Here is a 23,679-nt window from a genome sequence, read left to right on the forward strand (position 1 = left end):
AGCGACCCGGCCGAAGTCGTCTGGCTGGATTGCCGGATGTCGGGTAATACGGACAAGGAGCACCGGTCGGTAGCCGGCCTACCCGGAGGTGACGCAAACCGTGTCCGCACCCGCCGCAACACGCAAGGTCTCAGAACGCGAAGCCCGACAGGTGGCCGAGGCCGCCCGCGAGCAGGACTGGCACAAGCCCAGTTTCGCCAAGGAACTGTTCCTCGGCCGCTTCCGGCTCGACCTGATCCACCCGCACCCGCTGCCCTCGCCGGAGGCGGTGCAGAAGGGCGAGACGTTCCTCGCCCGGCTCGGCGACTTCCTGCGCACCCAGGTGGACGGCGCGCGCATCGAGCGCGACGCGCGCATCCCCGACGAGGTGGTGCGCGGCCTGAAGGACCTGGGCGCCCTGGGCATGAAGATCGACGAGTCCTACGGCGGCCTGGGCCTCACCCAGGTGTACTACAACAAGGCGCTGGCCATGGTGGGCTCCGCGAGCCCCGCCGTCGGCGCGCTGCTGTCGGCCCACCAGTCCATCGGCGTGCCGCAGCCGCTGAAGATGTTCGGCACCAAGGAGCAGAAGGAGGCGTTCCTGCCGCGCTGCGCCAGGACCGACATCAGCGCCTTCCTGCTCACCGAACCCGACGTCGGCTCCGACCCGGCCCGGCTGGCGACCACCGCCGTGCCCGATGGCGACGACTACCTGCTCGACGGCGTCAAGCTGTGGACCACCAACGGGGTCGTCGCCGACCTGCTCGTGGTCATGGCCCGGGTGCCGCAGTCCGAGGGCCACAAGGGCGGCATCAGCGCCTTCGTGGTCGAGGCGACCGCCGAGGGCGTCACCGTGGAGAACCGCAACGCCTTCATGGGGCTGCGCGGCATCGAGAACGGCGTCACCCGCCTCCACCAGGTGCGGGTGCCCGCGGCGAACCGGATCGGCCCCGAGGGCGCCGGCCTGAAGATCGCGCTGAGCACCCTCAACACCGGACGGCTGTCGCTGCCGGCCGGCTGCGTCGGCGCGGGCAAGTGGTGCCTGAAGGTCGCCCGGGAGTGGTCGGCGGCCCGCGAGCAGTGGGGCAAGCCGATCGGCGAGCACGAGGCGGTCGGCGCGAAGATCGCCTACATCGCCGCCACCACCTTCGCGCTGGAGGCCGTGGTCGACCTGTCCTCGCAGATGGCCGACGAGGACCGCAACGACATCCGGATCGAGGCCGCGCTCGCCAAGCTCTTCGGCTCCGAGGCGGCCTGGACGATGGCCGACGAGCTGGTGCAGATCCGCGGCGGCCGCGGCTTCGAGACCGCCGACTCGCTCGCCGCCCGCGGCGAGCGCGCGATCCCGGCCGAGCAGATGCTGCGCGACCTGCGGATCAACCGGATCTTCGAGGGCTCCACGGAGATCATGCACCTGCTGATCGCCCGGGAGGCCGTCGACGCCCACCTGTCGGTGGCCGGCGACCTCATCGACCCGGACAGCACCCTGTCCGACAAGGCCAGGGCGGGCGCGAAGGCGGGCGGCTTCTACGCGCGCTGGCTGCCCAAGCTCGTCGCCGGACCCGGGCAGCTCCCCACCTCCTACACCGAGTTCGGCGAACTCGCCGGACACCTGAGGTACGTCGAGCGCACTTCCCGCAAGCTCGCCCGCAGCACCTTCTACGCCATGTCCCGCTGGCAGGGCCGGATGGAGCTGAAGCAGAACTTCCTGGCCAGGATCGTGGACATCGGCGCCGAGCTGTTCGCGATGAGCGCCGCGTGCGTGCGCGCGGAGCACCTGGCCGGCCAGGGCGAGCACGGCCCGGCCGCGCGCGGCCTCGCCGACGCGTTCTGCCGCCAGTCCCGGGTCCGGGTGGACGAGCTGTTCGCCCGGCTGTGGACCAACTCCGACGGCAGCGACCGGCAGCTGGCCAAGGCCGTCCTCGACGGCAAGGTCGGCTGGCTGGAGGAGGGCATCGTCGACCCCAGCCGGGACGGCGCGTGGATCGCCGACGCGACCCCCGGACCGTCCCAGGGCGACAACGTACGGCGCCCCTTCGGCTGAGCCGGCCGCACCGACCCGGTGCGCGCGGGCCGGACCGCCTCCCGGCGGCCGGCCCGCCCACCGGCACGGCGGCCCCGCACGCGGCCGCCCCGTCAACCCGGCGTGCCGCCACCGCCTCCCGCACGCGCGTCCCGGCAGGGCACGCTCGCGCACCCTCCCCGCGTACCCGGGAGCACACAGCCGCCGGGCGTAACCTGACCAGCGCCCCCCGCGCGGACCGGCGCACCGACCCGCACCCGGGGGCGCGTTCCGACCACCCCCCGTACACCGCCCGCAACCCGCCGCGACGCCGCCCGACCCGGGCCCGTGCGTGGACCGGGTTCCAGGCAGGACAGAATGACCCCATGACGGACGCTCTCGCAGACCCGCACTACCGCCCGTACGAGCCCGCAGGACCCGACGACGGGCCCCGGGACATCGTGATCCTCGGCTCGACCGGGTCGATCGGCACCCAGGCGATCGACGTGGTGCTGCGCAACCCCGACCGGTTCCGCGTGGTCGCGGTGTCCGCCGCGGGCGGCCGTGTCGCGCTGCTGGCCGACCAGGCGCACCAGCTGAACGTGCACACCGTCGCCGTCGCCGACGAGAGCGCGGTGCCGGCGCTGCGCGCCGCCCTGTCCGAGCGGTACGGCAGCCGGCCGCAGCCGCGGCTGCTCGCCGGGCCGCAGGCCGCGACCGAGGCCGCGGGCCTGGAGTGCCACTCGGTGCTCAACGGCATCACCGGCTCCATCGGGCTGCGCCCCACGCTGGCCGCGCTGGCCGCCGGGCGGGTGCTGATCCTCGCCAACAAGGAGTCGCTGATCGTCGGCGGCCCGCTGGTGAAGGCCCTCGCCAAGCCCGGCCAGGTGGTGCCGGTCGACTCCGAGCACTCCGCGCTGTTCCAGGCGATGGCCGGCGGCAGCCGCAGCGAGATCCGCAAGCTGGTCGTCACCGCCTCCGGCGGTCCCTTCCGCGGCCGCACCCGCGCCGAGCTGGCCGGTGTCACCGTCGAGCAGGCGCTGGCGCACCCGACCTGGGACATGGGACCGGTGGTGACGATCAACTCCGCGACGCTGGTCAACAAGGGGCTGGAGGTCATCGAGGCGCACCTGCTCTTCGACGTCCCGTTCGACCGGATCGAGGTCGTCGTGCACCCGCAGTCCTACATTCACTCGATGGTGGAGTTCACCGACGGCTCGACCCTCGCGCAGGCCAGCCCGCCCGACATGCGGATGCCGATCGCGCTGGGCCTGGGCTGGCCGCGGCGGGTACCGGACGCCGCGCCGGGCGTCGACTGGACGAAGGCGGCCACCTGGGAGTTCTTCCCGCTCGACAACGACGCGTTCCCTTCCGTCGCACTGGCCCGACATGTCGGTAGCCTCGGGGGCACCGCGCCCGCGGTGTTCAACGCGGCCAACGAGGAATGCGTCGAAGCCTTCCGCACCGGCCGGCTGCCGTTCACCGGGATCGTGGACACCGTCGCCCGGGTCGTCGAGGAGCACGGCACGCCGGCATCGGGAACTCGACTGACCGTCGAGGACGTCCTCGAAGCGGAGACCTGGGCGCGGGCCCGGGCCGGGGAACTGGCGCAAGCATCGGAGGCAGCAGGCGTATGACGGCTCTCATGACGGTCCTCGGCATAGTCGTCTTCGCCGTCGGTCTGATGATCTCCATCGCGTGGCACGAACTGGGCCACCTCACCTGGGCCAAGGTCTTCAAGATCCGGGTGCCGCAGTACATGGTCGGGTTCGGCCCCACCCTGTGGTCGCGCAAGAAGGGCGACACCGAGTACGGCTTCAAGGCGATCCCGCTCGGCGGCTACATCCGGATGATCGGCATGTTCCCGCCCGGTGAGGACGGCCGGGTCACCGCCCGCTCCACCTCCCCGTGGCGCAGCATGATCGAGGACGCGCGCTCCGCGGCGTTCGAGGAACTGCAACCGGGCGACGAGACGCGGATGTTCTACACCCGCAAGCCGTGGAAGCGCGTCATCGTCATGTTCGCCGGGCCGTTCATGAACCTGGTGCTGGCCGTCGCGCTGTTCCTCACCGTCTTCATGGGCTTCGGCGTCAACATGTCGACCACCTCCGTCGGCCAGGTCAGCGACTGCGTGATCTCGCAGTCCGACACCTCGCACCGCGACCAGAACAACCCGTGCCGCCCCACCGACCCGGTCGCGCCGGCCAAGACCGCGGGGCTCAAGGCCGGCGACAAGTTCGTCGAGTTCAACGGCAAGCCGGTGAAGAGCTGGTCGCAGCTGTCCGACGACATCCGCAAGGGCGCCGGGCCCGCCACCGTGGTGGTGCTCCGGCACGGCCAGCGGGTCACCCTGCACCCGGACATCACCACGAACATGGTGGCCAGGACAGACAGCGACGGGAACCCGACCGACGGCGACCCGGTGAAGGCCGGCTTCCTCGGCTTCAGCCCGGCCAGCCACATCCAGCCGCTCGGCTTCGCCGACTCCGTCGACCACATGGGCGACATGGCCCGGCAGGGCGTCGACTCGCTGGTCTCGCTGCCCCAGCGCATCCCCGACCTGTGGAACGCCGCCTTCCACCACGCCCCGCGCAAGGCCGACTCGCCGATGGGCGTGGTCGGCGCGGCCCGGGTCGGCGGCGAGGTCTTCGCGCTGAAGGAGCCCGCCATCGACCGGGTGGTGACGATGGTCCTGCTCGTGGCCGGATTCAACCTGTCGCTGTTCCTGTTCAACATGCTGCCGCTGCTGCCGCTGGACGGCGGCCACATCGCGGGCGCGCTGTGGGAGGCGATCCGGCGGCACGCCGCGCGGGTCTTCCGCCGCCCCGACCCCGGACCGTTCGACGTGGCCAAGCTCATGCCGATCGCCTATGTCGTGGCCGGAATCTTCGTGTGCTTCACGCTGCTGGTTCTGATCGCGGATGTGGTCAACCCGGTCAAACTGAGTTCGTGATGCCCCGAGCCGGGTGAGAGTCGTGGGCGGGGTGTCGTAATCTCGATGCTGGAGCCCGCCCACGACGGGACCTCGTTCCACACCTTGGGGATGCCACGCAAATGACCGCGATTTCGCTCGGTATGCCGGATGTTCCGACCAGACTCGCCGAACGCCGCAAAAGCCGTCAGATCCAGGTCGGAAGTGTCGCGGTGGGCGGCGACGCGCCGGTCTCGGTGCAGTCGATGACCACCACCCGCACCTCCGACATCGGCGCGACCCTCCAGCAGATCGCCGAGCTGACCGCGTCCGGCTGCCAGATCGTGCGGGTCGCCTGCCCGACCCAGGACGACGCCGACGCGCTCGCGACCATCGCCAAGAAGTCGCAGATCCCGGTCATCGCCGACATCCACTTCCAGCCGAAGTACGTCTTCGCGGCCATCGACGCGGGCTGCGCCGCCGTGCGCGTCAACCCCGGCAACATCAAGCAGTTCGACGACAAGGTCAAGGAGATCGCCAAGGCCGCCTCGGCGGCCGGCGTCCCGATCCGGATCGGTGTCAACGCCGGCTCGCTCGACCGCCGGCTGCTGGAGAAGTACGGCAAGGCGACCCCGGAGGCGCTGGCCGAGTCCGCGCTGTGGGAGGCGTCGCTCTTCGAGGAGCACGACTTCCGCGACCTGAAGATCTCGGTCAAGCACAACGACCCGGTCGTCATGGTCAACGCCTACCGGCTGCTCGCCCAGCAGTGCGACTACCCGCTGCACCTCGGCGTCACCGAGGCCGGTCCCGCCTTCCAGGGCACCATCAAGTCCGCGGTCGCCTTCGGCGCGCTGCTCGCCGAGGGCATCGGCGACACCATCCGGGTCTCGCTGTCCGCGCCGCCCGCCGAGGAGGTCAAGGTCGGCATCCAGATCCTGGAGTCGCTGAACCTCCGCCAGCGCCGCCTGGAGATCGTCTCCTGCCCGTCCTGCGGCCGCGCCCAGGTCGACGTCTACAAGCTCGCCGACCAGGTCTCCGCCGGCCTGGACGGCATGGAGGTCCCGCTGCGGGTCGCCGTCATGGGCTGCGTCGTCAACGGACCGGGTGAGGCCCGCGAGGCCGACCTCGGCGTCGCCTCCGGCAACGGCAAGGGGCAGATCTTCGTCAAGGGCGAGGTCATCAAGACCGTGCCCGAGTCGCAGATCGTCGAGACCCTGATCGAGGAGGCCATGAAGCTGGCCGAGCAGATGGAGGCGGCCGGCGCCGCGTCCGGTGAGCCGCAGGTGAGCGTCTCCTGACCGCATGCTTCCGGCCGTGTGCCGTGCCCGGCGCGTCCGGCGCGGCACACGGCACTCCGCAACCCCGACCCGGAGGGTCCCCGCACGACCCGGCGCCCGCCGGGGAGTTCCGCCCGTACGGTGAGGGATGCCCGTGCTGACCCAACCGACCGCGCGCATCCTCGAACCGGCCGACCTCGACGCCGCCCTCGCGGTTTTGGACAGCGACCCGGTCGCCAACGCCTTCGTCACCTCCCGGGTCACCATCGCGGGCCTCGACCCGTGGCGGCTCGGCGGTGAGATGTGGGGCTGGTACTCCGGCACCCGCCTCACCTCGCTGTGCTACGCGGGCGCCAACCTCGTACCGATCTGCGCCACCCCCGAGGCGGTCAGCGCCTTCGCCGACCGGGCCCGGCGGGCCGGCCGCCGCTGCTCGTCCATCGTCGGACCGGCCGAGGCCACCGCCGACCTGTGGGCGCGGCTCGAGCCGTACTGGGGGCCGGCCCGCGAGGTCCGCACCCGGCAGCCGCTGATGAGCACCCGCGCGCTGCCCGCCGACGTGGCCCCCGACCCGCTCGTGCGCCGCGTCCGGCGCAACGAGATGGAGGTGATCATGCCGGCCTGCGTCGCCATGTTCACCGAGGAGGTCGGCATCTCGCCGATGGCCGGCGACGGCGGGCTGCTCTACCAGGCGAGGGTCGCCGAACTGGTGTCCGCAGGGCGGGCGTTCGCCCGGATCGAGGACGGCGAGGTCGTCTTCAAGGCCGAGATCGGTGCGGTCACCCGGCACACCTGCCAGATACAAGGCGTCTGGGTCGCCCCCTCGCACCGCGGCCGCGGCCTGTCCGAGACCGGCATGGCCGCGGTCCTGCACTACGCGCTCCGCGACGTCGCCCCGGTCGCGAGCCTCTACGTCAACGACTTCAACGCCCCGGCCCGCGCCGCCTACCACCGCGTCGGCTTCACGGAGGTCGGCGCCTTCATGTCCGTCCTTTTTTAGCCCCGCCTCCCCCCGGGTACTTGAGCGAGCCCTCCCCCCGGTCCTTGAGCGAACCATCCCCCCGGGTCCCGAGCGAGCCAAAGGGCGCGCCGGTGTCGAAAGGTGGGTGTACCTCCCAGGCGAAGCCCTGGGGGAACGCGGAGATCGCCGAGGAACGAGGTGATCGCGCATGATCGACCTCCCCCGGACTTCGTCCGGGGGTGCCCCCACACCGGGTCCAAATGCCCGGCGGCGAGCGAGGCTTGTAAGAGCGGTAGGTTTGGGCGTCATGGAGAACGTGGTGGTCGCGCCCTGCGCGCTTGCCGAGCACGTGGACGAGGCCCTGGCCGTACAGGCCGTGGCGTTCGGGCTGGGGCCGCAGGAGGTCGCGATCCGCCGGCAGATCGTGCTGCGCCACCTCGCGTGCCGCGGGGCACGGGCATTGGCCGCGCACAGCGACGACGGGCGGATGGTCGGGTTCGTCTACGGGATGCCCAACGACCGGGCGCACTGGTGGTCCAGCGTGGTCCAGCCGTACCTGCGCGCGCAGGGCAACGACGGCTGGCTCGACGACTCCTTCGTGATCACCGAACTGCACGTGCTGCCCGACTTCCAGTCCCGCGGCATCGGCCGCAGGCTGATCACCGACATCACCGACACCGCCACCGAACCGCGCAGCATCCTCTCCGCGATCGACGGCGAGAGCCGGGCCCGCCGCCTGTACCGCACGCTCGGCTACGTCGACCTGGCCCGCCCGGTGCACTTCCCCAGCGCGCCGCGCCCCTACGCCGTGATGGGTGCCCCGCTGCCGCTGCCGCGTCCCCCGGAATAACCGGTACGGTTCCGGCCGGGCCGCTGGATATCCTCGCCGGACCCCGAGGAACACGGAGAACGCCATGGTCCTGCGCATGTCCCGGCTGCTGCTCAAGACACTGCGGGACGACCCGGCCGACGCGGAGACCGCCAGCCACCGGCTGCTGGTGCGGGCCGGGTACGTCCGCCGCTCGTCGGCGGGGATGTGGAGCTGGCTGCCGCTGGGCAAGCGGGTGCTGGACAACGTCTCCCGGATCGTCCGCGAGGAGATGGACGCGATCGGCGGCCAGGAGGTGCTGCTGCCCGCGCTGCTGCCCCGCGAGACGTACGACGCCACCGGCCGCGCCGCGGAGTACGGCGATCTGCTCTTCGCGCTCACCGACCGCAAGGGCACCGACTACGTGCTCGGGCCCACCCACGAGGAGAGCTTCACCCTGCTGGTGAAGGACCAGGTCACGTCCTACCGCGACCTGCCGGTGATCCTGTACCAGATCCAGACCAAGTACCGCGACGAGGCCCGGCCCCGCTCCGGGGTGCTGCGCGGGCGCGAGTTCCAGATGAAGGACGCCTACTCGTTCGACACCGCGCCCGAGGGGCTCGCCGAGGCCTACCGGCTCCACCGCGAGGCGTACGTCCGGATCTTCGAACGGCTCGGCCTGGACTTCCGGATCGTCTCCGCCGTGTCCGGGGCGATGGGCGGCTCCGCGTCGGAGGAGTTCCTGGCCCCCGCGGCCGCCGGCGAGGACACCTTCGCGGACTGCCCGGAGTGCGACTACGCGGCCAACACCGAAGCGGTCACCTTCACCGCCGCGGTCCCCGCCGCCGTCGACCCCGGCCCGGTCGAGGAGTTGGACACCCCCGGCACCGCGACCGTCGAGGCACTGGCCGCCGCGGTGGGCGTGCCCGCTGCCGCCATCCTGAAGAACCTCCTGGTGAAGGTCGACGGCGAGATCACCGCGGTCGGCGTGCCCGGCGACCGCGAGGTGGACCTGGACAAGCTCGCCGAGCACCTCGCCCCCGCCACCGTGGAGCTCGTCACCGCCGAGGACTTCGCGCTGCGACCCGACCTGGTACGCGGCTACGTCGGCCCGCAGGGCCTGAGCACGCTGGGCGTCCGCTACCTCGCCGACCCCCGGGTCGCGGCCGGCACGGCCTGGACCACCGGTGCCAACAAGCCCGGCCGGCACGCGGCCGGCGTCGTCTGCGGGCGGGACTTCACCGTCGACCGCTACCTCGACGTCGTCACCGTCCAGGCCGGCGACCCCTGCCCGCGCTGCGGCGCCGGCCTGCGGCTGGACCGGGCCATCGAGATCGGCCACATCTTCCAGCTCGGCCGCAAGTACACCGACGCCTTCCGCCTCGACGTGCTCGGTCCCGACGGCAAGCCGGTCCGCGTCACCATGGGCAGTTACGGCATCGGCGTCTCCCGCGCCGTCGCCGCCCTCGCGGAGCAGACCGCCGACGCCCACGGCCTGTGCTGGCCCGCCGAGGTCGCCCCCGCCGACGTCCACGTGGTCGCCGCGGGCAAGGGGGAGGCCGCCGCGCTGGCCGCCCGCGCGGCCGGCGCGCTCGATGCCGCGGGGCTGCGGGTCCTGCTGGACGACCGGGACGGGGTCTCGGTCGGGGCGAAGTTCACCGACGCGGAGCTGATCGGGGTGCCCCGCGTGCTCGTCGCCGGGCGCCGCGCCGCCGAGGGCGTCGTCGAGCTCCGCGACCGCCGTGCGGCCACCCGCGAGGAGCTTCCGCTGGAGGACGCGGTGGCCCTTCTCCGGGGCGCCTGACCCCGGACGCCCCCGGCTACAGCCAGGTCGCGAACTCCAGGAGCAGCTCGCCGTCCTCCCGGCCGCCGATCGCCAGCCCCCACACGCCCGCCTCGACCGCGCGGAAGAACGCCCATCCGCGCAGCCGTTCCGGGTCCACCTCCAGGGAGTCCGCGAGCTTCGCCAGTCGCCGTCGCGCGGCCGCCCGGGAACCCGGCTGCGCGGCGAGCGTCGCCAGCCGGTCCCGCACCAGCCAGGCCAGGTCGTAGGCCCGCTCGCCGACCAGGGGTTTGGGGTCGATCGCCAGCCACGGCATCCGGTCCCCGGCGAGCACGTTGCCGTGGTGGTAGTCGCCGTGCAGCAGCACCGCCTCGGGGCCGGTGCCGGCCAGCTCCGCCCAGCGGGCCACCGCCTCGTCGACCAGCTGCCGCGCGTCCTCGGCGTACGGCTGCTCGCGGCGCTCCCGCAGCAGCGCGACCAGCTCGCCGGTGTACGCCTCGACGGTGCGGAACGGGTGCTCCTCGGCGGGCGGCACCCACAGCCGCTGGAGCAGCCCGGCGGCCTCCAGCATCGCCTTCGGCTCGGCGAGCGAGCGCAGCGACACGTCGGCGTGCAGCCGTTCCAGCAGCATCGCGCCCCGCTCCGGATCGGCCCGCAGCAGGCGTACGGCGCCGCGACCACCCCAGTGCGCGAGGGCCGCGTGCTCCTGCGCGGTCTCCCGGGTGACCATCCCGACCTTGAGCACGGCGGGCGTGCCGTCGTCCGTGCGGACCAGCACGATCATGCTGATCCGGCCGCCGGCCGCGAACACCCGCTCCGCGGTCAGACCCCACCGGCCGAGATAGCCGGTGACCGTCTCCGGCAGCCGGGCCAGCCACTGCCGGCCCGCCTCGCCCTCCCAGGCGGAGACGGTACGGGTCAGACGCTCGGGCGGCTCGATGACCACACCGGCCGGCCGGTCGCCCTCGCTCCCGCCCCCGTGCGCCGCTGCGCTCATCGTGTCGCGTTCCCTCCGTCGTCCACCCGTGCGGCCGGCGGGTCAGCCCTCTTCCGGCAATCCCGGGAAGGCTACGCCGCCGCCGGTCCAGCGCACGGCACGCACCGCCGCCTCGCGCAGGGCCGCCGCCGCGTCCCGCCGTATGCCGCCTATCGCGGCCGCCACCAGATCGCCGTACGCGCCCGCGACGTGCTCCTCCAGGTAGCCGGCCAGCCGCAGCGCGTCGGCCGGCGTGCTCACCGCGAACGGCAGCCGGTAGCCGCCGGCCGCCGCCACCGGGGCAGCGCCCAGATCCGCGACCGTGCGGGCCATCGCGTCCCTGCGGGCCCGGTGTGCGTCGTACGCCTGCAGCGCCTCGGCCTTGCGGGAGTCGGCCGCCTTGCCGCCGACCACGCTGTAGCCGTAGACGGCCGCGTGCTCCGCGGCCAGGGCGGCCTGGGCCGCGTCGACGACCGTGCTCACCGTGCGCTCACTTTCCGGCCGGAGGGCCGAGGAGGGCGACGTGGCCCGCGCCCGCCGCGGCCACCGAGGCCAGCAGCCGGGCCAGGCCGCCCGGCGCGTCCAGCAGCGTGGCCGCCCGGCGGTCGGCGAGCGCCCGCTCGGCGGTGGCGAGGGCGGCGAGGGCCTTGTCGGAGGTGGCGGGCACGGCGGAGGCCGGTCCCGAGGGGGTGGGCGAGGCGGTGGCGGCGCTGCCCGACGCGTGCGTCGACGGCGCGGCCGGGGCCCGGCCGCCGAAGGCCCGTACGTGCGCGGCCGTGTCCGCCCGCAGCGGCGCCAGCCGTGCGGTGAGCTTCGGGTACGCGGCCGTCACCGCGTCGTACCGCGCCACCAGTGCCGTGCTGTCCCGAACCTCACGGGCCTGCTGCTCCGCGTCGGCGTGCGGGTCCGCCGCGGACGCGCTGCCCCGGCTGCCGGAACACCCGGCGACCAGGCCGAGGGTTGCGATGGCCACGGCACTGCGCCGGGTCGGCTTCGGGATCATGCAGGGAGTGTAGGGGGGCCGGCCGGTGGCTCCGCTACCACCCCGCGACGCGTTCGGGGGCGGCGCGACTCGGGTAAAGTGCGACCCACACGCGACCTTCCATGACAACAGCAGACGCGGCCGAGGAGTCACCCGGATGAGCACCACCCAGAGCGAGAGGCTGCGCGCGCTGCTCGAGCCGCTGGTCGGCACAGCGGGACTGGAGCTGGAGGAGGTCAGGGTGTCGGCGGCGGGCAACCGCCGCCAGCTGATGGTCGTCGTCGACGCGGAGGACGGCGTGCAGCTCGACGCGGTCGCCGAGCTGAGCCGCGAGATGTCGCAGGCCCTCGACGCGTCCGACGTGATGGGCGAGTCCGAGTACGTCCTCGAGGTCACCTCGCCCGGCACCGACCGCCCGCTGACCGAGCCGCGGCACTTCCGCCGCAACACCGGCCGCCTGGTCAAACTCCAGCTCGAGGAGCGCGGCGAGCTGATCGCGCGGATCATGGCGGTGGACGACTCGGGTCTCGACCTGGAGGTCCCGGGCGTCAAGGGCCGCAAGCCCAAGCCGGCCCGGGCGGACTTCGCCGAGATCGCCAGGGCCAGGGTCGAGATCGAGTTCAGCCGCAAGAAGCACGCAGACGACGCCGACGATGCGGACGACGCCGACGACGAGGCAACCCGCGACGGCGACGAGACCGTCGAGGACGACGAGAGCACTGAGGAGGCGTAGCCGTGGATATCGACATGAAGGCCCTGCGGGGCTTGGTGACCGAACGGCAGATCTCGTTCGACCTGCTGGTCGAGGCGATCGAGTCGGCGCTCCTCATCGCGTACCACCGCGAGCCGGGCAGCCACCGGCGGGCCCGGGTCGAGCTGGACCGCACCACCGGCCAGATCACCGTGTGGGCGACCGAGGACCAGGAGGAGGCGGGGGAGGGCGCCGAGCCGCGCGAGTTCGACGACACCCCCAGCGGCTTCGGCCGGATCGCCGCCTCCACCGCCAAACAGGTGATCCTGCAGCGGCTGCGCGACGCCGAGGACGACGTCACGTTCGGGGAGTACGCCGGCCGCGAGGGCGACATCGTCACCGGCGTCGTCCAGCAGGGCAAGGACCCGAAGAACGTGCTGGTCGACATCGGCAAGCTGGAGGCGATCCTGCCGGTGCAGGAGCAGGTCCCCGGCGAGGACTACGCCCACGGCACCCGGCTGCGCGCGTACGTGGTCCGGGTCGCCAAGGGCACCCGCGGCCCGTCCGTGACCCTCTCGCGCACCCACCCGAACCTGGTGAAGAAGCTCTTCGCGCTGGAGGTCCCCGAGATCGCCGACAACTCGGTGCTGATCGAGGCGATCGCCCGCGAGGCCGGGCATCGTACGAAGATCGCGGTGCGCTCCACCCGGTCCGGGCTGAACGCCAAGGGCGCCTGCATCGGCCCGATGGGCGCCCGGGTGCGGGCGGTCATGGCCGAGCTGCACGGCGAGAAGATCGACATCGTGGACTGGTCGGACGACCCGGCCGACATGGTCGCGAACGCGCTGTCGCCGGCCCGGGTCTCCAAGGTCGAGGTGGTGGACGCGGCCGCCCGCTCCGCCCGGGTGACCGTGCCCGATTACCAGCTCTCGCTGGCGATCGGCAAGGAGGGCCAGAACGCCCGGCTCGCCGCCCGGCTGACCGGCTGGCGGATCGACATCCGCCCGGACACCGAGCAGCAGGACCAGGGCGGGCCGCAGTAGCGCGGGCGGGTGGCGCGTTCCGGAGCGGGACCGAGACTCCGGAATCTGTGAGTTCCGGGCGAACAACCGTCCGTTAACCCACTCGAAGGAGTGAGGTTGGCGCGGGGAGGTAGACTTAGTGGTGTCTGGTCGGACGCTGACGCCAGCATGCCCGGAGCGAACGTGCATCGGCTGCCGTCAACGCGCGGCCAAGAGCGATCTGCTGCGTGTGGCGGTGAGCGGGGATGCGTGCGTTCCCGATCTTCGCGGTACGCTGCCCGGTCGGGGTGCGTATCTGCATCCCGCCCTTGCCTGCCTCGACCTGGCGGTCCGCCGCCGGGCGTTCGCCCGGGCCTTCAGAGGACCGGTCACGCCCGACACCGCGGAGTTGCGCCGGTACGTCGAGCAGGCAGCCCCGTAAGAACCTGTAAGAAGCAGAACGGCACGGGTGCACCGTGCGGTCAGGTACCTCGCGAGATGGAAGTAGGTCGAGATTGCGATGAGCACTCGATGAGTACGCGATGAGTACGCCCATGAAGTAGCGACGGTCCGGCGGACGATCACCCCGGACCTAAAAGGAGCGAAGTGGCTAAGGTCCGGGTATACGAACTCGCCAAGGAGATGGGAGTCGAGAGCAAGGTCGTCATGGCCAAGCTCCAGGAACTCGGCGAATTCGTCCGTTCGGCGTCCTCGACGATCGAGGCGCCGGTTGTCCGTAAACTGACGGACGCCTTCCAGGGACCCGGCGGCGGTAGCGCCGGCAAGTCCGCTGCGAAGCCGTCCGCGCCGCGCAAGGCGGCGCCCTCTCCCGCGGCGGGTCGCCCGGGAGGTTCCCCCAGGCCGGCATCGCCCGCCCCGGGCGGTCCGGCACGTCCGGCTGCCCCGGCGCCGAAGTCCGCCGACTCGGCCGGCGGTCCGGTGACCCCTGCGGCCCCGTCCGCACCGAGCGCCGGCGGCTCCGCGCCGTCCGGCCCGCGCCCCGGTCCCAGGCCGGCCCCCGCGGCCAAGCCCGCGCCGGCCGCGCCCGTGCCCGCGGCGGAGTTCCAGGCGCCCCCGTCGGCGCCCACGACCCCGGCTGCGGGACAGCGTCCCGGCGGTGCTGCCCCCGGTCCGCGCCCGGCCCGTCCGGCTCCGGCCGGCGGCCAGCAGGGCGGTCGTGACGGCGGCCAGCGCGACGCAGGCCAGCGTGACGGCGGCCGCCCCGGCGGCAACCGTCCCAGCGGCCAGGGTGGCCAGGGCGGTGCCCGTCCCGGCGCTCCGCGTCCGGCCGGCCCGCGCCCCGGCAACAACCCCTTCACGTCCGGTTCCACCGGCATGCCCCGCCCCGGTGGCGCGGCGCGTCCCGGTGGCGGCCAGGGCGGCGCCCCGCGTCCCGCGGGTCCCGGCGGCGGCGCCCCGCGCCCCGGTGGTGCCCCGCGTCCCGGTGGCGGTCAGGGCGGCCCCGGCGGCTCGCGTCCGTCCCCGGGCGGCATGCCCCGTCCGCAGTCCTCGGGCCCGCGCCCGAACCCCGGCATGATGCCGCAGCGTCCCGCACCCTCCCCGGGTGGCCGCCCCGGCGGTCCCGGTGGGCGTCCGGGCGGTCCCGGCGGTCGTCCCGGCGGTGGTGGCGGCGGCGGTCGTCCCGGTGGTGGCGGCGGCTTCGCCGGCCGTCCGGCCGGTCCCGGTGGCGGCGGTCGTCCCGGTGGCGGCGGTGGCGGCTTCGGCGGTCCCCGTCCCGGTGGCGGTGCCCCCGGCGGCGGTGGCGGCTTCGGTCCGCGCCCCGGCGGTTTCGGCGGACGTCCGGGTGGCCCGGGCGGCCGCGGCGGCACGCAGGGTGCCTTCGGCCGCGGCCCTGGTGGCCGTCCGGCGCGAGGCCGTAAGAGCAAGCGCCAGCGGCGCCAGGAGTACGAGGCCATGCAGGCCCCGTCCGTGGGCGGCGTGCTGCTGCCCCGCGGCAACGGCCAGACCGTGCGCCTGTCGCGCGGTGCCTCGCTGACCGACTTCGCCGAGAAGATCAACGCCAACCCGGCGTCGCTCGTTCAGGTGATGCTCAACCTCGGCGAGATGGTCACCGCCACCCAGTCGGTGTCCGACTCCACCCTGGAGCTGCTCGCCGGCGAGATGAACTACGTGCTGGAGATCGTCAGCCCGGAGGAGGAGGACCGCGAGCTGCTCGAGTCGTTCTCCATCGAGTTCGGTGAGGACGAGGGTGGCGAGGAGGCCCTGGTCTCCCGTCCGCCGGTGGTGACCGTCATGGGTCACGTCGACCACGGTAAGACCCGCCTGCTCGACGCGATCCGCAAGACCAACGTGGTCGCGGGCGAGGCCGGTGGCATCACCCAGCACATCGGTGCCTACCAGGTCGCGACCGAGGTCAACGGCGAAGAGCGCGCGATCACCTTCATCGACACCCCGGGCCACGAGGCGTTCACCGCCATGCGTGCCCGTGGTGCGAAGTCCACCGACATCGCGATCCTCGTGGTCGCGGCGAACGACGGTGTGATGCCGCAGACGATCGAGGCGCTCAACCACGCCAAGGCCGCGGACGTCCCGATCGTGGTCGCGGTCAACAAGATCGACGTCGAGGGCGCCGACCCGACGAAGGTGCGCGGTCAGCTCACCGAGTTCGGCCTGGTCGCCGAGGAGTACGGCGGCGACACCATGTTCGTCGACATCTCCGCCAAGCAGAGCCTGAACATCGACAGCCTGCTGGAGGCCGTGGTCCTGACCGCGGACGCCTCGCTCGACCTGCGGGCCAACCCGAAGCAGGACGCGCAGGGCATCGCGATCGAGGCGCACCTCGACCGCGGCCGTGGCGCCGTGGCGACCGTCCTGGTCCAGCGCGGCACCCTGCGGGTCGGCGACACCATGGTGGTCGGCGACGCGTACGGCCGGGTCCGGGCGCTGCTCGACGACAGCGGTGCCAGCGTGGAGGAGGCGGCTCCGTCGACTCCGGTCCTGGTGCTCGGTCTGACCAACGTGCCGGGTGCGGGCGACAACTTCCTCGTCGTCGACGAGGACCGCACCGCCCGGCAGATCGCCGAGAAGCGTGCCGCCCGCGAGCGGAACGCGGCGTTCGCCCGCAAGGGCCGCAGGTTCTCGCTGGAGAACCTGGACGAGGCGCTCAAGGCCGGTGAGGTGCAGGAACTCAACCTCATCATCAAGGGCGACGCGTCCGGTTCGGTCGAGGCGCTGGAATCGGCACTGCTCCAGCTCGACGTCGGCGAGGAGGTCGACATCCGCGTGCTGCACCGTGGCGTGGGTGCGGTCACCGAGTCCGACATCAACCTGGCGACCGGCTCCGACGCCATCGTCATCGGCTTCAACGTGCGCGCCGCCGGGCGTGCCACGCAGATGGCCGAGCGCGAAGGCGTGGACGTCCGCTACTACTCGGTGATCTACCAGGCCATCGAGGAGATCGAGGCGGCGCTCAAGGGCATGCTGAAGCCCGAGTACGAGGAGGTGGAGCTCGGCACCGCCGAGATCCGGGAGATCTTCCGCTCCTCCAAGCTCGGCAACATCGCCGGTGTGCTGGTGCGCTCCGGCGAGGTCCGGCGCAACACCAAGGCCCGCCTGCTGCGCGACGGCAAGGTCATGGCGGAGAACCTCAACATCGAGGGCCTGCGCCGCTTCAAGGACGACGTCACCGAGATTCGTGAGGGTTACGAGGGCGGTATCAACCTCGGCAACTACAACGACATCAAGATCGACGACGTCATCGCCACCTACGAGATGCGGGAGAAGCCGCGCGGCTGATCCCACGACTCGCCGGTAGCGGCGGAACAACCGGTCCGGGGCCGGTCGACGGCAGAAAAAGCCGTCGATCGGCCCCGGCCGTCGCCTGTACCGTTCATGTTCATGTATGTAGGCACGCTGAGCTTCGACCTCCTGCTCGGTGACGTACGGTCGCTGAAGGAGAAGAGGTCCGTGATCCGCCCGATCGTCGCCGAGCTGCACCGCAAGTTCGCGGTCAGCGTGGCCGAGACCGGCGACCAGGACCTTTACCGCAGAGCCGAGATAGGGATCGCGACGGTCTCCGGCGACCTCGGGCACGTCAAGGACGTGCTCGACCGATGCGAGCGCTGGATGGTCGCCCGGCCGGAAGTGGACCTGCTGTCCACGCGGCAGCGCATCCACGGCGGCGACGACTGACCGAACGAACCGAGTGAAGAGAGAAGAAGACGATGACCGACACCGCGCGGGCGCGAAAGCTTGCGGACCGCATCCGGGTCGTGGTCGCGGAGACCCTCCAGCGGCGGATCAAGGACCCGCGGCTGGGATACGTGACGATCACCGACACCCGGGTCACCGGTGACCTGCGGGAGGCGACGGTCTTCTACACGGTCTACGGGGACGACGAGGAGCGTGCCGCCTCCGCCGCCGCCCTGGAGAGCGCGAAGGGCGTCCTGCGCTCCGAGGTCGGCCGGCAGACCGGGGTCCGGTTCACCCCGAGCCTGGAGTTCGTCGCGGACGCGCTGCCCGACAACGCCCGCACCATCGAGGACCTGCTCGCCAAGGCCCGCGCCGCCGACGAGGAGGTGCGCAAGTCCGCCACCGACGCGCAGTACGCCGGTGACGCGGACCCGTACCGCAAGCCGGCCGAGGAGGACGACGACCTCGACGCGGAGGGTGCGGAGGGTGCCTCGGGCGAGGGCGAGGGCGTGGACGCCGAGGGGCCGGCCGCCGCGGCCGGCGACGAGGACGGTCGCACGCAGGCATGAGTCCCAGGAAGGAAGGCCCGTCGGGCTTGGTCGTCGTCGACAAGCCCGGCGGGCTCACCTCGCACGGCGTCGTGGCCCGGATGCGCCGGCTGGCCGGGACCCGGCGGGTCGGCCACGCGGGCACCCTCGACCCCATGGCGACCGGCGTACTGGTCATCGGCGTGGAGCGGGCCACCCGGCTGCTTGGCCACCTCGCGCTCACCGAGAAGGAGTACGCCGCCACCATCCGGCTCGGCCAGGCGACGGTCACCGACGACGCGGAGGGCGAGGTCACCGCGGAGGCGTCCGCGGCCGACGTGACGCGGACCGCGGTGGACGACGGGGTCGCCGCGCTCACCGGGGCGATCCTCCAGGTGCCGTCCAAGGTCAGTGCCATCAAGGTCAACGGGGTGCGGTCCTACACCCGGGTGCGCGAGGGCGAGGAGTTCGAGCTCGCCGCCCGCCCGGTGACCGTCAGCGCCTTCACCGTGCGGGAGGTGCGGGTGCCCGACGGCGCGCCCGGCCTGCTGGACCTCGACGTCACCGTCACGTGCTCGTCCGGCACCTACATCCGGGCGCTCGCCCGTGACCTCGGCGCCGGTCTCGGAGTCGGCGGCCACCTCACCGCGCTGCGCCGCACCCGCGTCGGCCCGTACGGCCTGGCGGGCGCACGCACGCTGGAGCAGTTGGAGGAGAGCTTCGAGGTGCTGCCGATCGCGCAGGCGGCCGACGCGGCCTTCCCCCGCTGGGACGTCGACGCGGACCAGGCCCGCCTGCTCGGCAACGGGGTCCGCATCGCCACCCCGTCCCTCGGCGCCGGTACGCACGCCGCGTTCGGCCCCGACGGCCGCTTCCTGGCGCTGGTCGAGGAGCATCAGGGCCACGCGAGGATCGTGGCGGGCTTCGGCCAGTAGGGCTCGCTCGGAGCGGGCGGCCGGTCGAGGAGGACCGCCGCCCGACCCGGCCGGCTGTTCTCACCTCTGCCGATCTGCCGTTCTCACCTCTGCCGTGGGGCGGGACCGCCTGTCCCCTTGGCGGGCTCCGCCCCACGACCCCCCTCCGCCCCGTGAGCTGTCCCTATCCATCCGGACCCCCGAAATCACCCCAATGGACGGGCGCTCGGAGTGAACGGGGGGTCGCACGGGGGCGCGTTCGGCAGGCGATCTTGGCAGCCGATCTTCCGGAACCTACCGTCGATAGCGGGATGAAACGGGGCGCGGGGGGCGCAGGGGTGAAGTGGGGGAGAACCGGTCATGGCAGCGCTGCGCAGTGGTGGACGGACCCGGGGATGGGCCGCCGGACAGGCCGCCTCGCGGCCCGGGGAGCGGGACGCCGGCCGCGCCGGTGACGGCGGGAGTAGCGCGGGCGCGCTGATCCGGGTCTGCGACCTGGCCGGACGACCGCGCGGCACCGGTTTCCTCGCCGACCTCGACGGCACCATGATCACCAGCCACGAGGCGGTCGACGGGCTCGCGCGGCTCGTGCTGCACGCCCCCGGCGAGCAGGTGTGCCTCGTCGAGGCCGAGGCGGTCACCCCGCTCCCCGCGTGCGGGCTGGCGCTGGTGGCCACCGAAGGTCTCGACGTACGCCCCCTGCCGCTCGCGCCCAGCGGTCCCGGCCACCCCGAGCGGCGGGCCGTCATCCGGCTGCCGCAGCCGGCCGCCGCCACCGTGCTGGGCACCACCGCGGTCACGTACGCCGCCACCGACCGCTTCCACCTGATCGAGGAGGTCTACGAACTGTCGCTGGAGGGCACCGACCTGGCCGCGGCCGGCCCGCAGGTCTCCGGCAGCCCGGTGGTCGACGCGGCGACCGGCGCCGTGCTCGCGGTGGTGGTGACCGCCCTGCACTCGGGGCACCGCGCCGGCGGCTTCGCGGTGCCGCTGCACGCCGCCTCCGGCGCCGCGCCCGCGCCGCTGGCCGAACTCGCCGCCCGGGCGGCCGCGACCGTCCCCGCGTACGGACCGCACCTCAACTTCGCGGGCGCCCTGCACCTCACCGACACCAGCGTCGCCTCGGCCGGCACCGCACCCGAGCCGTGGCGCGACCCGGTGGCCAGACCCCGGATCGGCGCCGCGCTCGCCGACTTCCTCGGCCGCCGTGGCGAGGCCGCCCCGCTCGCTCTCGGGCTGGTCGGCGAGCCGGGCACCGGCCGCAGCACCGAACTCGCCGCGCTGGCCGCCCGCCGCCACCGCGCCCCCCATCCGGCCCCCACCGTGTGGCTGCGCGGCGCCGAACTCCGCCCGGGTGACGGCAGCGTGAAGGACGCCGTCGAGCGCGCCCTGCGCACCGCCGCCCGCGTGGTCAGCGCCGCCGGCCACGCCCCCGGCGAGCCGCTCCATGCCCCGCTCGCCTACGGCATGGCCGATCCCACCGAGGCCGTCGCCGCCCTGGCGCGTGACTGCGGATGCCCGCTCGTCGTCCTGCTCGACGCGCCCGAGGAGATGCCGCCGGTCCTCGCCCACGAGCTGGCCGGCTGGACCGCCGCGACCGCGGGATGGCTGCGGACCAGCCGGACCCGGCTGGTCGTGGCGTGCCGGCCGGAGTTCTGGGAGCAGGTGGGCGGGCTGCTCCCGGCCGAGTTGCTGTACGTACCGGTGCCGCGGGCGGACGACGGCCCGGGGGCCGAACCGACCATGCTCCGCAGGCCGTTGCCGCCGTGCGTGCGGCTGGAGGACCTCGCCGGGCCCGAGGCGGCCGAGGCCCGGGAGCGGCACGACCTGCCCGGTGACGCCCTGCGCCCCCAGGACGCCGGGCACCCGCTCGCGCTGCGGCTGCTGTCCCAGGTACGGACGGCGCTCGGCGAGCGTGCGGAGTACGGGCCGCCGCCGGGCCGCGCGGAGATCTTCGCCGCGTATCTGGACGCGGTGTGCCTTCGGGTCGCGGTGCGGCTGGGCGCGGCGACGCCGACCTCGCCGCCGGTGCGCGGCCGGGGACTGTGCCGGCTGGCCGCCCGGGTGGCCGGGCAGGCGCACGAAGCGGCGCGGCGCTGCCTCGGTCCCGGGCAGGGGGAGCTGGACCGGGAGGCGTTCGAGGAGCTGTTCCCGTGGCGTACGGGCTGGGCGTCCGCGGTCCTCGCGGAGAACCTGCTGGTGCCCGCGGGATCGGGATACCGCTTCGCGCACGAGGAGTTCGGCGACTGGATCCAGTCCCTCCATCTCGACCTGCCCACCGCGCTGTTCGCCCTGGTGCACCGCTGGTCGCCGTCCGCCGGCCATCCGCTGCCGCCGCTCGTGCCCGGGGACGCACCGGTCCGCCTTCCCTCGCGCGTCTCCGGGCGGTCGGGCGGGGCGGGTGCGGAGGCGGGGGGAGGGGGTGGCCGTCCCGTGCGGGTGCCGCCCGTGCCCCCGGCGCCGCCGGTCGGCCCGGCCGGCCGGCCGCGCTCGCTGCCCGTGCCCCGGCACCGGGCCGGGCCGGTGGTGGGAGCGCTGCTGCTCGCGCCGCCTGATGCCCTGACGGGGCACCTGGAGGCGCTGGTCGAGGTGCTCGACGACGGGCGGGCGGGATGGCCCGGGCCGGGGTGGCTGCCGGCGCGGGCGGCGGTTCCGCCGCTCACGAGCGAGAGTTCGGGGCGGGCCGCGGCCGACCCGGAGCCGGCGGGCGCGGACCTGGAGGCCGACACGGTGCCCACGCCGCGGACGCGGGCGCTGCGAGGCGCGGGTGCGGCACGCAGGGAGCCGGGCGAAGGCGGCGGGCCTCCCTTCCTCCAGACGGATCCGGGCGCCCGCCAGCCGTGCCCGGGCGGTTCCGGCAGCGCGGGGGACGCCTCCGACCGGCAGCAGGGGGAGAGTTGCCGTGGCGGCCACCGCGAACCGGTGCGCGCCTCCTGGCACGGCGACAAACGCCGTACCGAGGCGCAGTGGTGGGCCGCTCACCTCCTGCGCGAGGCGCTGCTGCGGGTGGAGGATGCGGGGCCGCTGCTGCCGGTGCTGCGCGCGCTCGCCGGGCGGATCGTCGTGCGCTCGATCGCCGCGGGCGGCTTCGCACCCGAACTCCTCGGTGGGCTGGGGCAGTTCGGGCCCTGGTTCTGGCGGGCGGTGCCGCTGCCGGAGGCGGACCGGCTGGAGCTGCTGCGGCTGCTGCTCCCGGCGGACGGGCCGCCCGGGGCCGGGCAGGAGGATCGTTTCCTGACCGTGGTGTCGGGGCTGGTGCGCGAGCGCGGGGAGCAGGCGGTGGCCGTGGTGTGCGGATGGTTCGGCGACGACCGCCCGCTCCAGGCGGCGCACCCGTTCGCGGTCGGCGGCCGGCTCACGGTGGCGTCGGCCGCGCAGGCACTCCTGCACACCCACAGCCGCCGCGCGCCCGACTCGCTCACGGAGGCACTGGTGGAGGCCGGGCACTCCGGCGCCGACGACGTGCTGGCCGCGCTCGCCGAGGACCACCCGGGCGCGATCTGCCGGGCCGTCGACCGATGGGCGCACGACCCGCGGCCGGACCGGCGGGTCGCCGCCGCCACCTACGGCGCCCTCGTCGCGCCCTTCGCCCGCGGCTGCGCCGACCGCGAACTGCTCCGGTACGCGGCCCTGGCGCTGCTGGCCCGGGCCGACGAGGTCGGGCTGCACGGCGCCGCGCTCGGCGTTCTCGTCCGCGATCCGGCGACCCGGGTGCGCTACCTCCCGGCCGCGCTGCGCGCTTTCGCCGAGGACGACCCCGGCCTCGCGCCGGGCGCCCTCGCGGAGGCGATGGACACGCACCCCGAGATGGTGCTCGACGCGTTCAGGACGCGGTTGCGGACCGCCGGGGATCCGCCCGGCGGTGATCGGACCGCCGGGGACCAGGCCGGCGATCGGGCGGGAGATCAGGCCAACGATGCCGCGGGCAAGGTGACTTGGGGAGGGGGCGCGGCCACGGTGGCCGGCCCGGCGGCGGGTGCGGCCGACGTGCTTGCCGCGCTGGCCGGCGTCAGGGAGCCGGTGCTGGCCCGGCGTGCCGCCGTCCTGGTCGAGGACCACCTGCGGCAGCATCCCCGGTCCGCGCCCGACGTGGCCCGCTACCTCGACCTGCGGCTCGAACACGGCCCGGGCACAAGGCCGTTGCTGCTCACCCTCACCGCCGCCCTGCTGCGCGACCATCCCGCGCCGATCCGGTCGGCCCTGCTGCCCGTGTTCGCCACGCCGGGCACCCACTTGTCCCAGCCGCTCCGGCATGAACTGCTGGACGCCGCGCTGGAGACCGAGCGTGACCCCGACGTGCTGGCCGCCCTCCTCGCCGCTGCCGCGCATTCGGCCTCCACCCAACACCCGCTGCTCACCCGCGATCTCGTCCACCGCCTGGCCCTCCTGCTCACCCGCACCCCGCAGGGCGCCGCACGCTTCGACCGCACCGTCGTCACCCTCGCCGCATCCCACCCCTCCTTCGCCCAGCTGCTGCGCGGCTGGCTGACCGACGCCACCTGGGACACGCTGCTCGGTCCCAGCGCACGCCACGACCTCCTCGTCGCCTCCTGACCCGGCTCCAGTTCAGGGCCTCGGCGCCGACCCGCCCCGGCACCGTCGAGGAGTGGCCGGAAAGGACCGATCGTGACGCCCCGGAGGCGTCAAGTCGCCGACTGTGGAAGGTCTCAGGGGTGAAGGGGCGTTGTCCTTCAGGGGCCGGTCGGCCTCGGGAG

General features: G+C 73.9%; 18 protein-coding genes. 15 read left to right on the forward strand and 3 right to left on the reverse strand.

Annotated elements, in window-relative coordinates; all coding sequences use genetic code 11:
- Positions 1-100 precede the first annotated feature (100 nt).
- The 7 genes from C4U44_RS36700 to C4U44_RS36730 all read left to right on the forward strand — a co-directional run bounded on the left by C4U44_RS36700 (position 101) and on the right by C4U44_RS36730 (position 9,742).
- Entirely contained in the window at positions 101-2,023 is a 1,923-nt protein-coding gene (locus tag C4U44_RS36700) for an acyl-CoA dehydrogenase family protein (RefSeq protein WP_103890467.1), read from the forward strand.
- Between the two features lie 344 nt (positions 2,024-2,367).
- Positions 2,368-3,618 (forward strand): 1-deoxy-D-xylulose-5-phosphate reductoisomerase, encoded by a 1,251-nt coding sequence (gene dxr, locus C4U44_RS36705; RefSeq protein WP_103890433.1) that lies wholly within the window; start codon positions 2,368-2,370, stop codon positions 3,616-3,618.
- Positions 3,615-4,934, forward strand: coding sequence for a M50 family metallopeptidase (locus C4U44_RS36710; RefSeq protein ID WP_103890434.1), 1,320 nt, complete (start codon positions 3,615-3,617; stop codon positions 4,932-4,934). Before dxr ends, C4U44_RS36710 begins: the two co-directional genes overlap by 4 nt.
- 101 nt (positions 4,935-5,035) lie before the next feature.
- Positions 5,036-6,190: a flavodoxin-dependent (E)-4-hydroxy-3-methylbut-2-enyl-diphosphate synthase gene (gene ispG, locus C4U44_RS36715; protein ID WP_103890435.1), complete on the forward strand. Its 1,155-nt coding sequence runs from the start codon at positions 5,036-5,038 to the stop codon at positions 6,188-6,190.
- A 133-nt stretch (positions 6,191-6,323) separates the two neighbouring features.
- Positions 6,324-7,169, forward strand: coding sequence for a GNAT family N-acetyltransferase (locus C4U44_RS36720; RefSeq protein WP_103890468.1), 846 nt, complete (start codon positions 6,324-6,326; stop codon positions 7,167-7,169).
- A 268-nt stretch (positions 7,170-7,437) separates the two neighbouring features.
- A complete protein-coding gene (locus tag C4U44_RS36725) occupies positions 7,438-7,980 on the forward strand; it encodes a GNAT family N-acetyltransferase (RefSeq protein ID WP_103890436.1) in 543 nt (180 codons plus the stop codon).
- A gap of 64 nt (positions 7,981-8,044) precedes the next feature.
- Positions 8,045-9,742 (forward strand): proline--tRNA ligase, encoded by a 1,698-nt coding sequence (locus C4U44_RS36730; protein ID WP_103890437.1) that lies wholly within the window; start codon positions 8,045-8,047, stop codon positions 9,740-9,742.
- Between the two features lie 16 nt (positions 9,743-9,758).
- Here the strand turns inward: C4U44_RS36730 and C4U44_RS36735 are convergent, their stop codons facing one another.
- Genes C4U44_RS36735 through C4U44_RS36745 form a run of 3 tightly spaced genes read right to left on the reverse strand, consistent with a single transcriptional unit; the run spans position 9,759 to position 11,700 of the window.
- On the reverse strand, positions 9,759-10,718 hold the full coding sequence (locus C4U44_RS36735) for an aminoglycoside phosphotransferase family protein (protein WP_103890438.1): 960 nt from the start codon (positions 10,716-10,718) through the stop codon (positions 9,759-9,761).
- Between the two features lie 42 nt (positions 10,719-10,760).
- On the reverse strand, positions 10,761-11,180 hold the full coding sequence (locus C4U44_RS36740) for a ferritin-like domain-containing protein (RefSeq protein ID WP_103890439.1): 420 nt from the start codon (positions 11,178-11,180) through the stop codon (positions 10,761-10,763).
- Positions 11,181-11,187: 7 nt separating this feature from the next.
- Complete coding sequence (locus tag C4U44_RS36745; protein ID WP_103890440.1) at positions 11,188-11,700, reverse strand: hypothetical protein; 513 nt, start codon at positions 11,698-11,700, stop codon at positions 11,188-11,190.
- A gap of 136 nt (positions 11,701-11,836) precedes the next feature.
- On the opposite strand from C4U44_RS36745, the gene rimP reads away from it, so the two are divergent.
- The 8 genes from rimP to C4U44_RS36785 all read left to right on the forward strand — a co-directional run bounded on the left by rimP (position 11,837) and on the right by C4U44_RS36785 (position 23,518).
- Positions 11,837-12,412 (forward strand): ribosome maturation factor RimP, encoded by a 576-nt coding sequence (rimP, locus tag C4U44_RS36750; RefSeq protein WP_103890441.1) that lies wholly within the window; start codon positions 11,837-11,839, stop codon positions 12,410-12,412.
- Positions 12,413-12,414: 2 nt separating this feature from the next.
- Positions 12,415-13,413, forward strand: coding sequence for a transcription termination factor NusA (nusA, locus tag C4U44_RS36755; protein WP_103890442.1), 999 nt, complete (start codon positions 12,415-12,417; stop codon positions 13,411-13,413).
- A gap of 121 nt (positions 13,414-13,534) precedes the next feature.
- Positions 13,535-13,813, forward strand: coding sequence for a YlxR family protein (locus C4U44_RS36760; protein WP_103890443.1), 279 nt, complete (start codon positions 13,535-13,537; stop codon positions 13,811-13,813).
- A 164-nt stretch (positions 13,814-13,977) separates the two neighbouring features.
- Positions 13,978-17,127 (forward strand): translation initiation factor IF-2, encoded by a 3,150-nt coding sequence (gene infB, locus C4U44_RS36765; protein WP_103890444.1) that lies wholly within the window; start codon positions 13,978-13,980, stop codon positions 17,125-17,127.
- 102 nt (positions 17,128-17,229) lie between these two features.
- Positions 17,230-17,523, forward strand: coding sequence for a DUF503 domain-containing protein (locus C4U44_RS36770; protein WP_103890469.1), 294 nt, complete (start codon positions 17,230-17,232; stop codon positions 17,521-17,523).
- Positions 17,524-17,555: 32 nt separating this feature from the next.
- Positions 17,556-18,092, forward strand: coding sequence for a 30S ribosome-binding factor RbfA (gene rbfA / locus C4U44_RS36775; RefSeq protein ID WP_103890445.1), 537 nt, complete (start codon positions 17,556-17,558; stop codon positions 18,090-18,092).
- Positions 18,089-18,985, forward strand: coding sequence for a tRNA pseudouridine(55) synthase TruB (truB, locus tag C4U44_RS36780; RefSeq protein WP_103890446.1), 897 nt, complete (start codon positions 18,089-18,091; stop codon positions 18,983-18,985). The genes rbfA and truB overlap by 4 nt, the downstream gene beginning before the upstream one ends.
- A gap of 339 nt (positions 18,986-19,324) precedes the next feature.
- Complete coding sequence (locus C4U44_RS36785) at positions 19,325-23,518, forward strand: trypsin-like peptidase domain-containing protein (RefSeq protein ID WP_103890447.1); 4,194 nt, start codon at positions 19,325-19,327, stop codon at positions 23,516-23,518.
- Positions 23,519-23,679 lie beyond the last annotated feature (161 nt).

Origin of the sequence: Actinacidiphila yanglinensis (assembly GCF_900107965.1) — a bacterium.
Classification (GTDB): Bacteria; Actinomycetota; Actinomycetes; order Streptomycetales; family Streptomycetaceae; genus Actinacidiphila; species Actinacidiphila yanglinensis.

Bases quoted from the DNA above. Each gene is read 5' to 3' on its own strand.
- dxr (WP_103890433.1), top strand. From the start codon at position 2,368: ATGACGGACGCTCTCGCAGACCCGCACTACCGCCCGTACGAGCCCGCA.
- C4U44_RS36710 (WP_103890434.1), top strand. From the start codon at position 3,615: ATGACGGCTCTCATGACGGTCCTCGGCATAGTCGTCTTCGCCGTCGGT.
- ispG (WP_103890435.1), top strand. From the start codon at position 5,036: ATGACCGCGATTTCGCTCGGTATGCCGGATGTTCCGACCAGACTCGCC.
- C4U44_RS36725 (WP_103890436.1), top strand. From the start codon at position 7,438: ATGGAGAACGTGGTGGTCGCGCCCTGCGCGCTTGCCGAGCACGTGGAC.
- C4U44_RS36730 (WP_103890437.1), top strand. From the start codon at position 8,045: ATGGTCCTGCGCATGTCCCGGCTGCTGCTCAAGACACTGCGGGACGAC.
- C4U44_RS36735 (WP_103890438.1), bottom strand. From the start codon at position 10,718: ATGAGCGCAGCGGCGCACGGGGGCGGGAGCGAGGGCGACCGGCCGGCC.
- C4U44_RS36745 (WP_103890440.1), bottom strand. From the start codon at position 11,700: ATGATCCCGAAGCCGACCCGGCGCAGTGCCGTGGCCATCGCAACCCTC.
- rimP (WP_103890441.1), top strand. From the start codon at position 11,837: ATGAGCACCACCCAGAGCGAGAGGCTGCGCGCGCTGCTCGAGCCGCTG.
- C4U44_RS36770 (WP_103890469.1), top strand. From the start codon at position 17,230: ATGTATGTAGGCACGCTGAGCTTCGACCTCCTGCTCGGTGACGTACGG.
- rbfA (WP_103890445.1), top strand. From the start codon at position 17,556: ATGACCGACACCGCGCGGGCGCGAAAGCTTGCGGACCGCATCCGGGTC.
- truB (WP_103890446.1), top strand. From the start codon at position 18,089: ATGAGTCCCAGGAAGGAAGGCCCGTCGGGCTTGGTCGTCGTCGACAAG.
- C4U44_RS36785 (WP_103890447.1), top strand. From the start codon at position 19,325: ATGGCAGCGCTGCGCAGTGGTGGACGGACCCGGGGATGGGCCGCCGGA.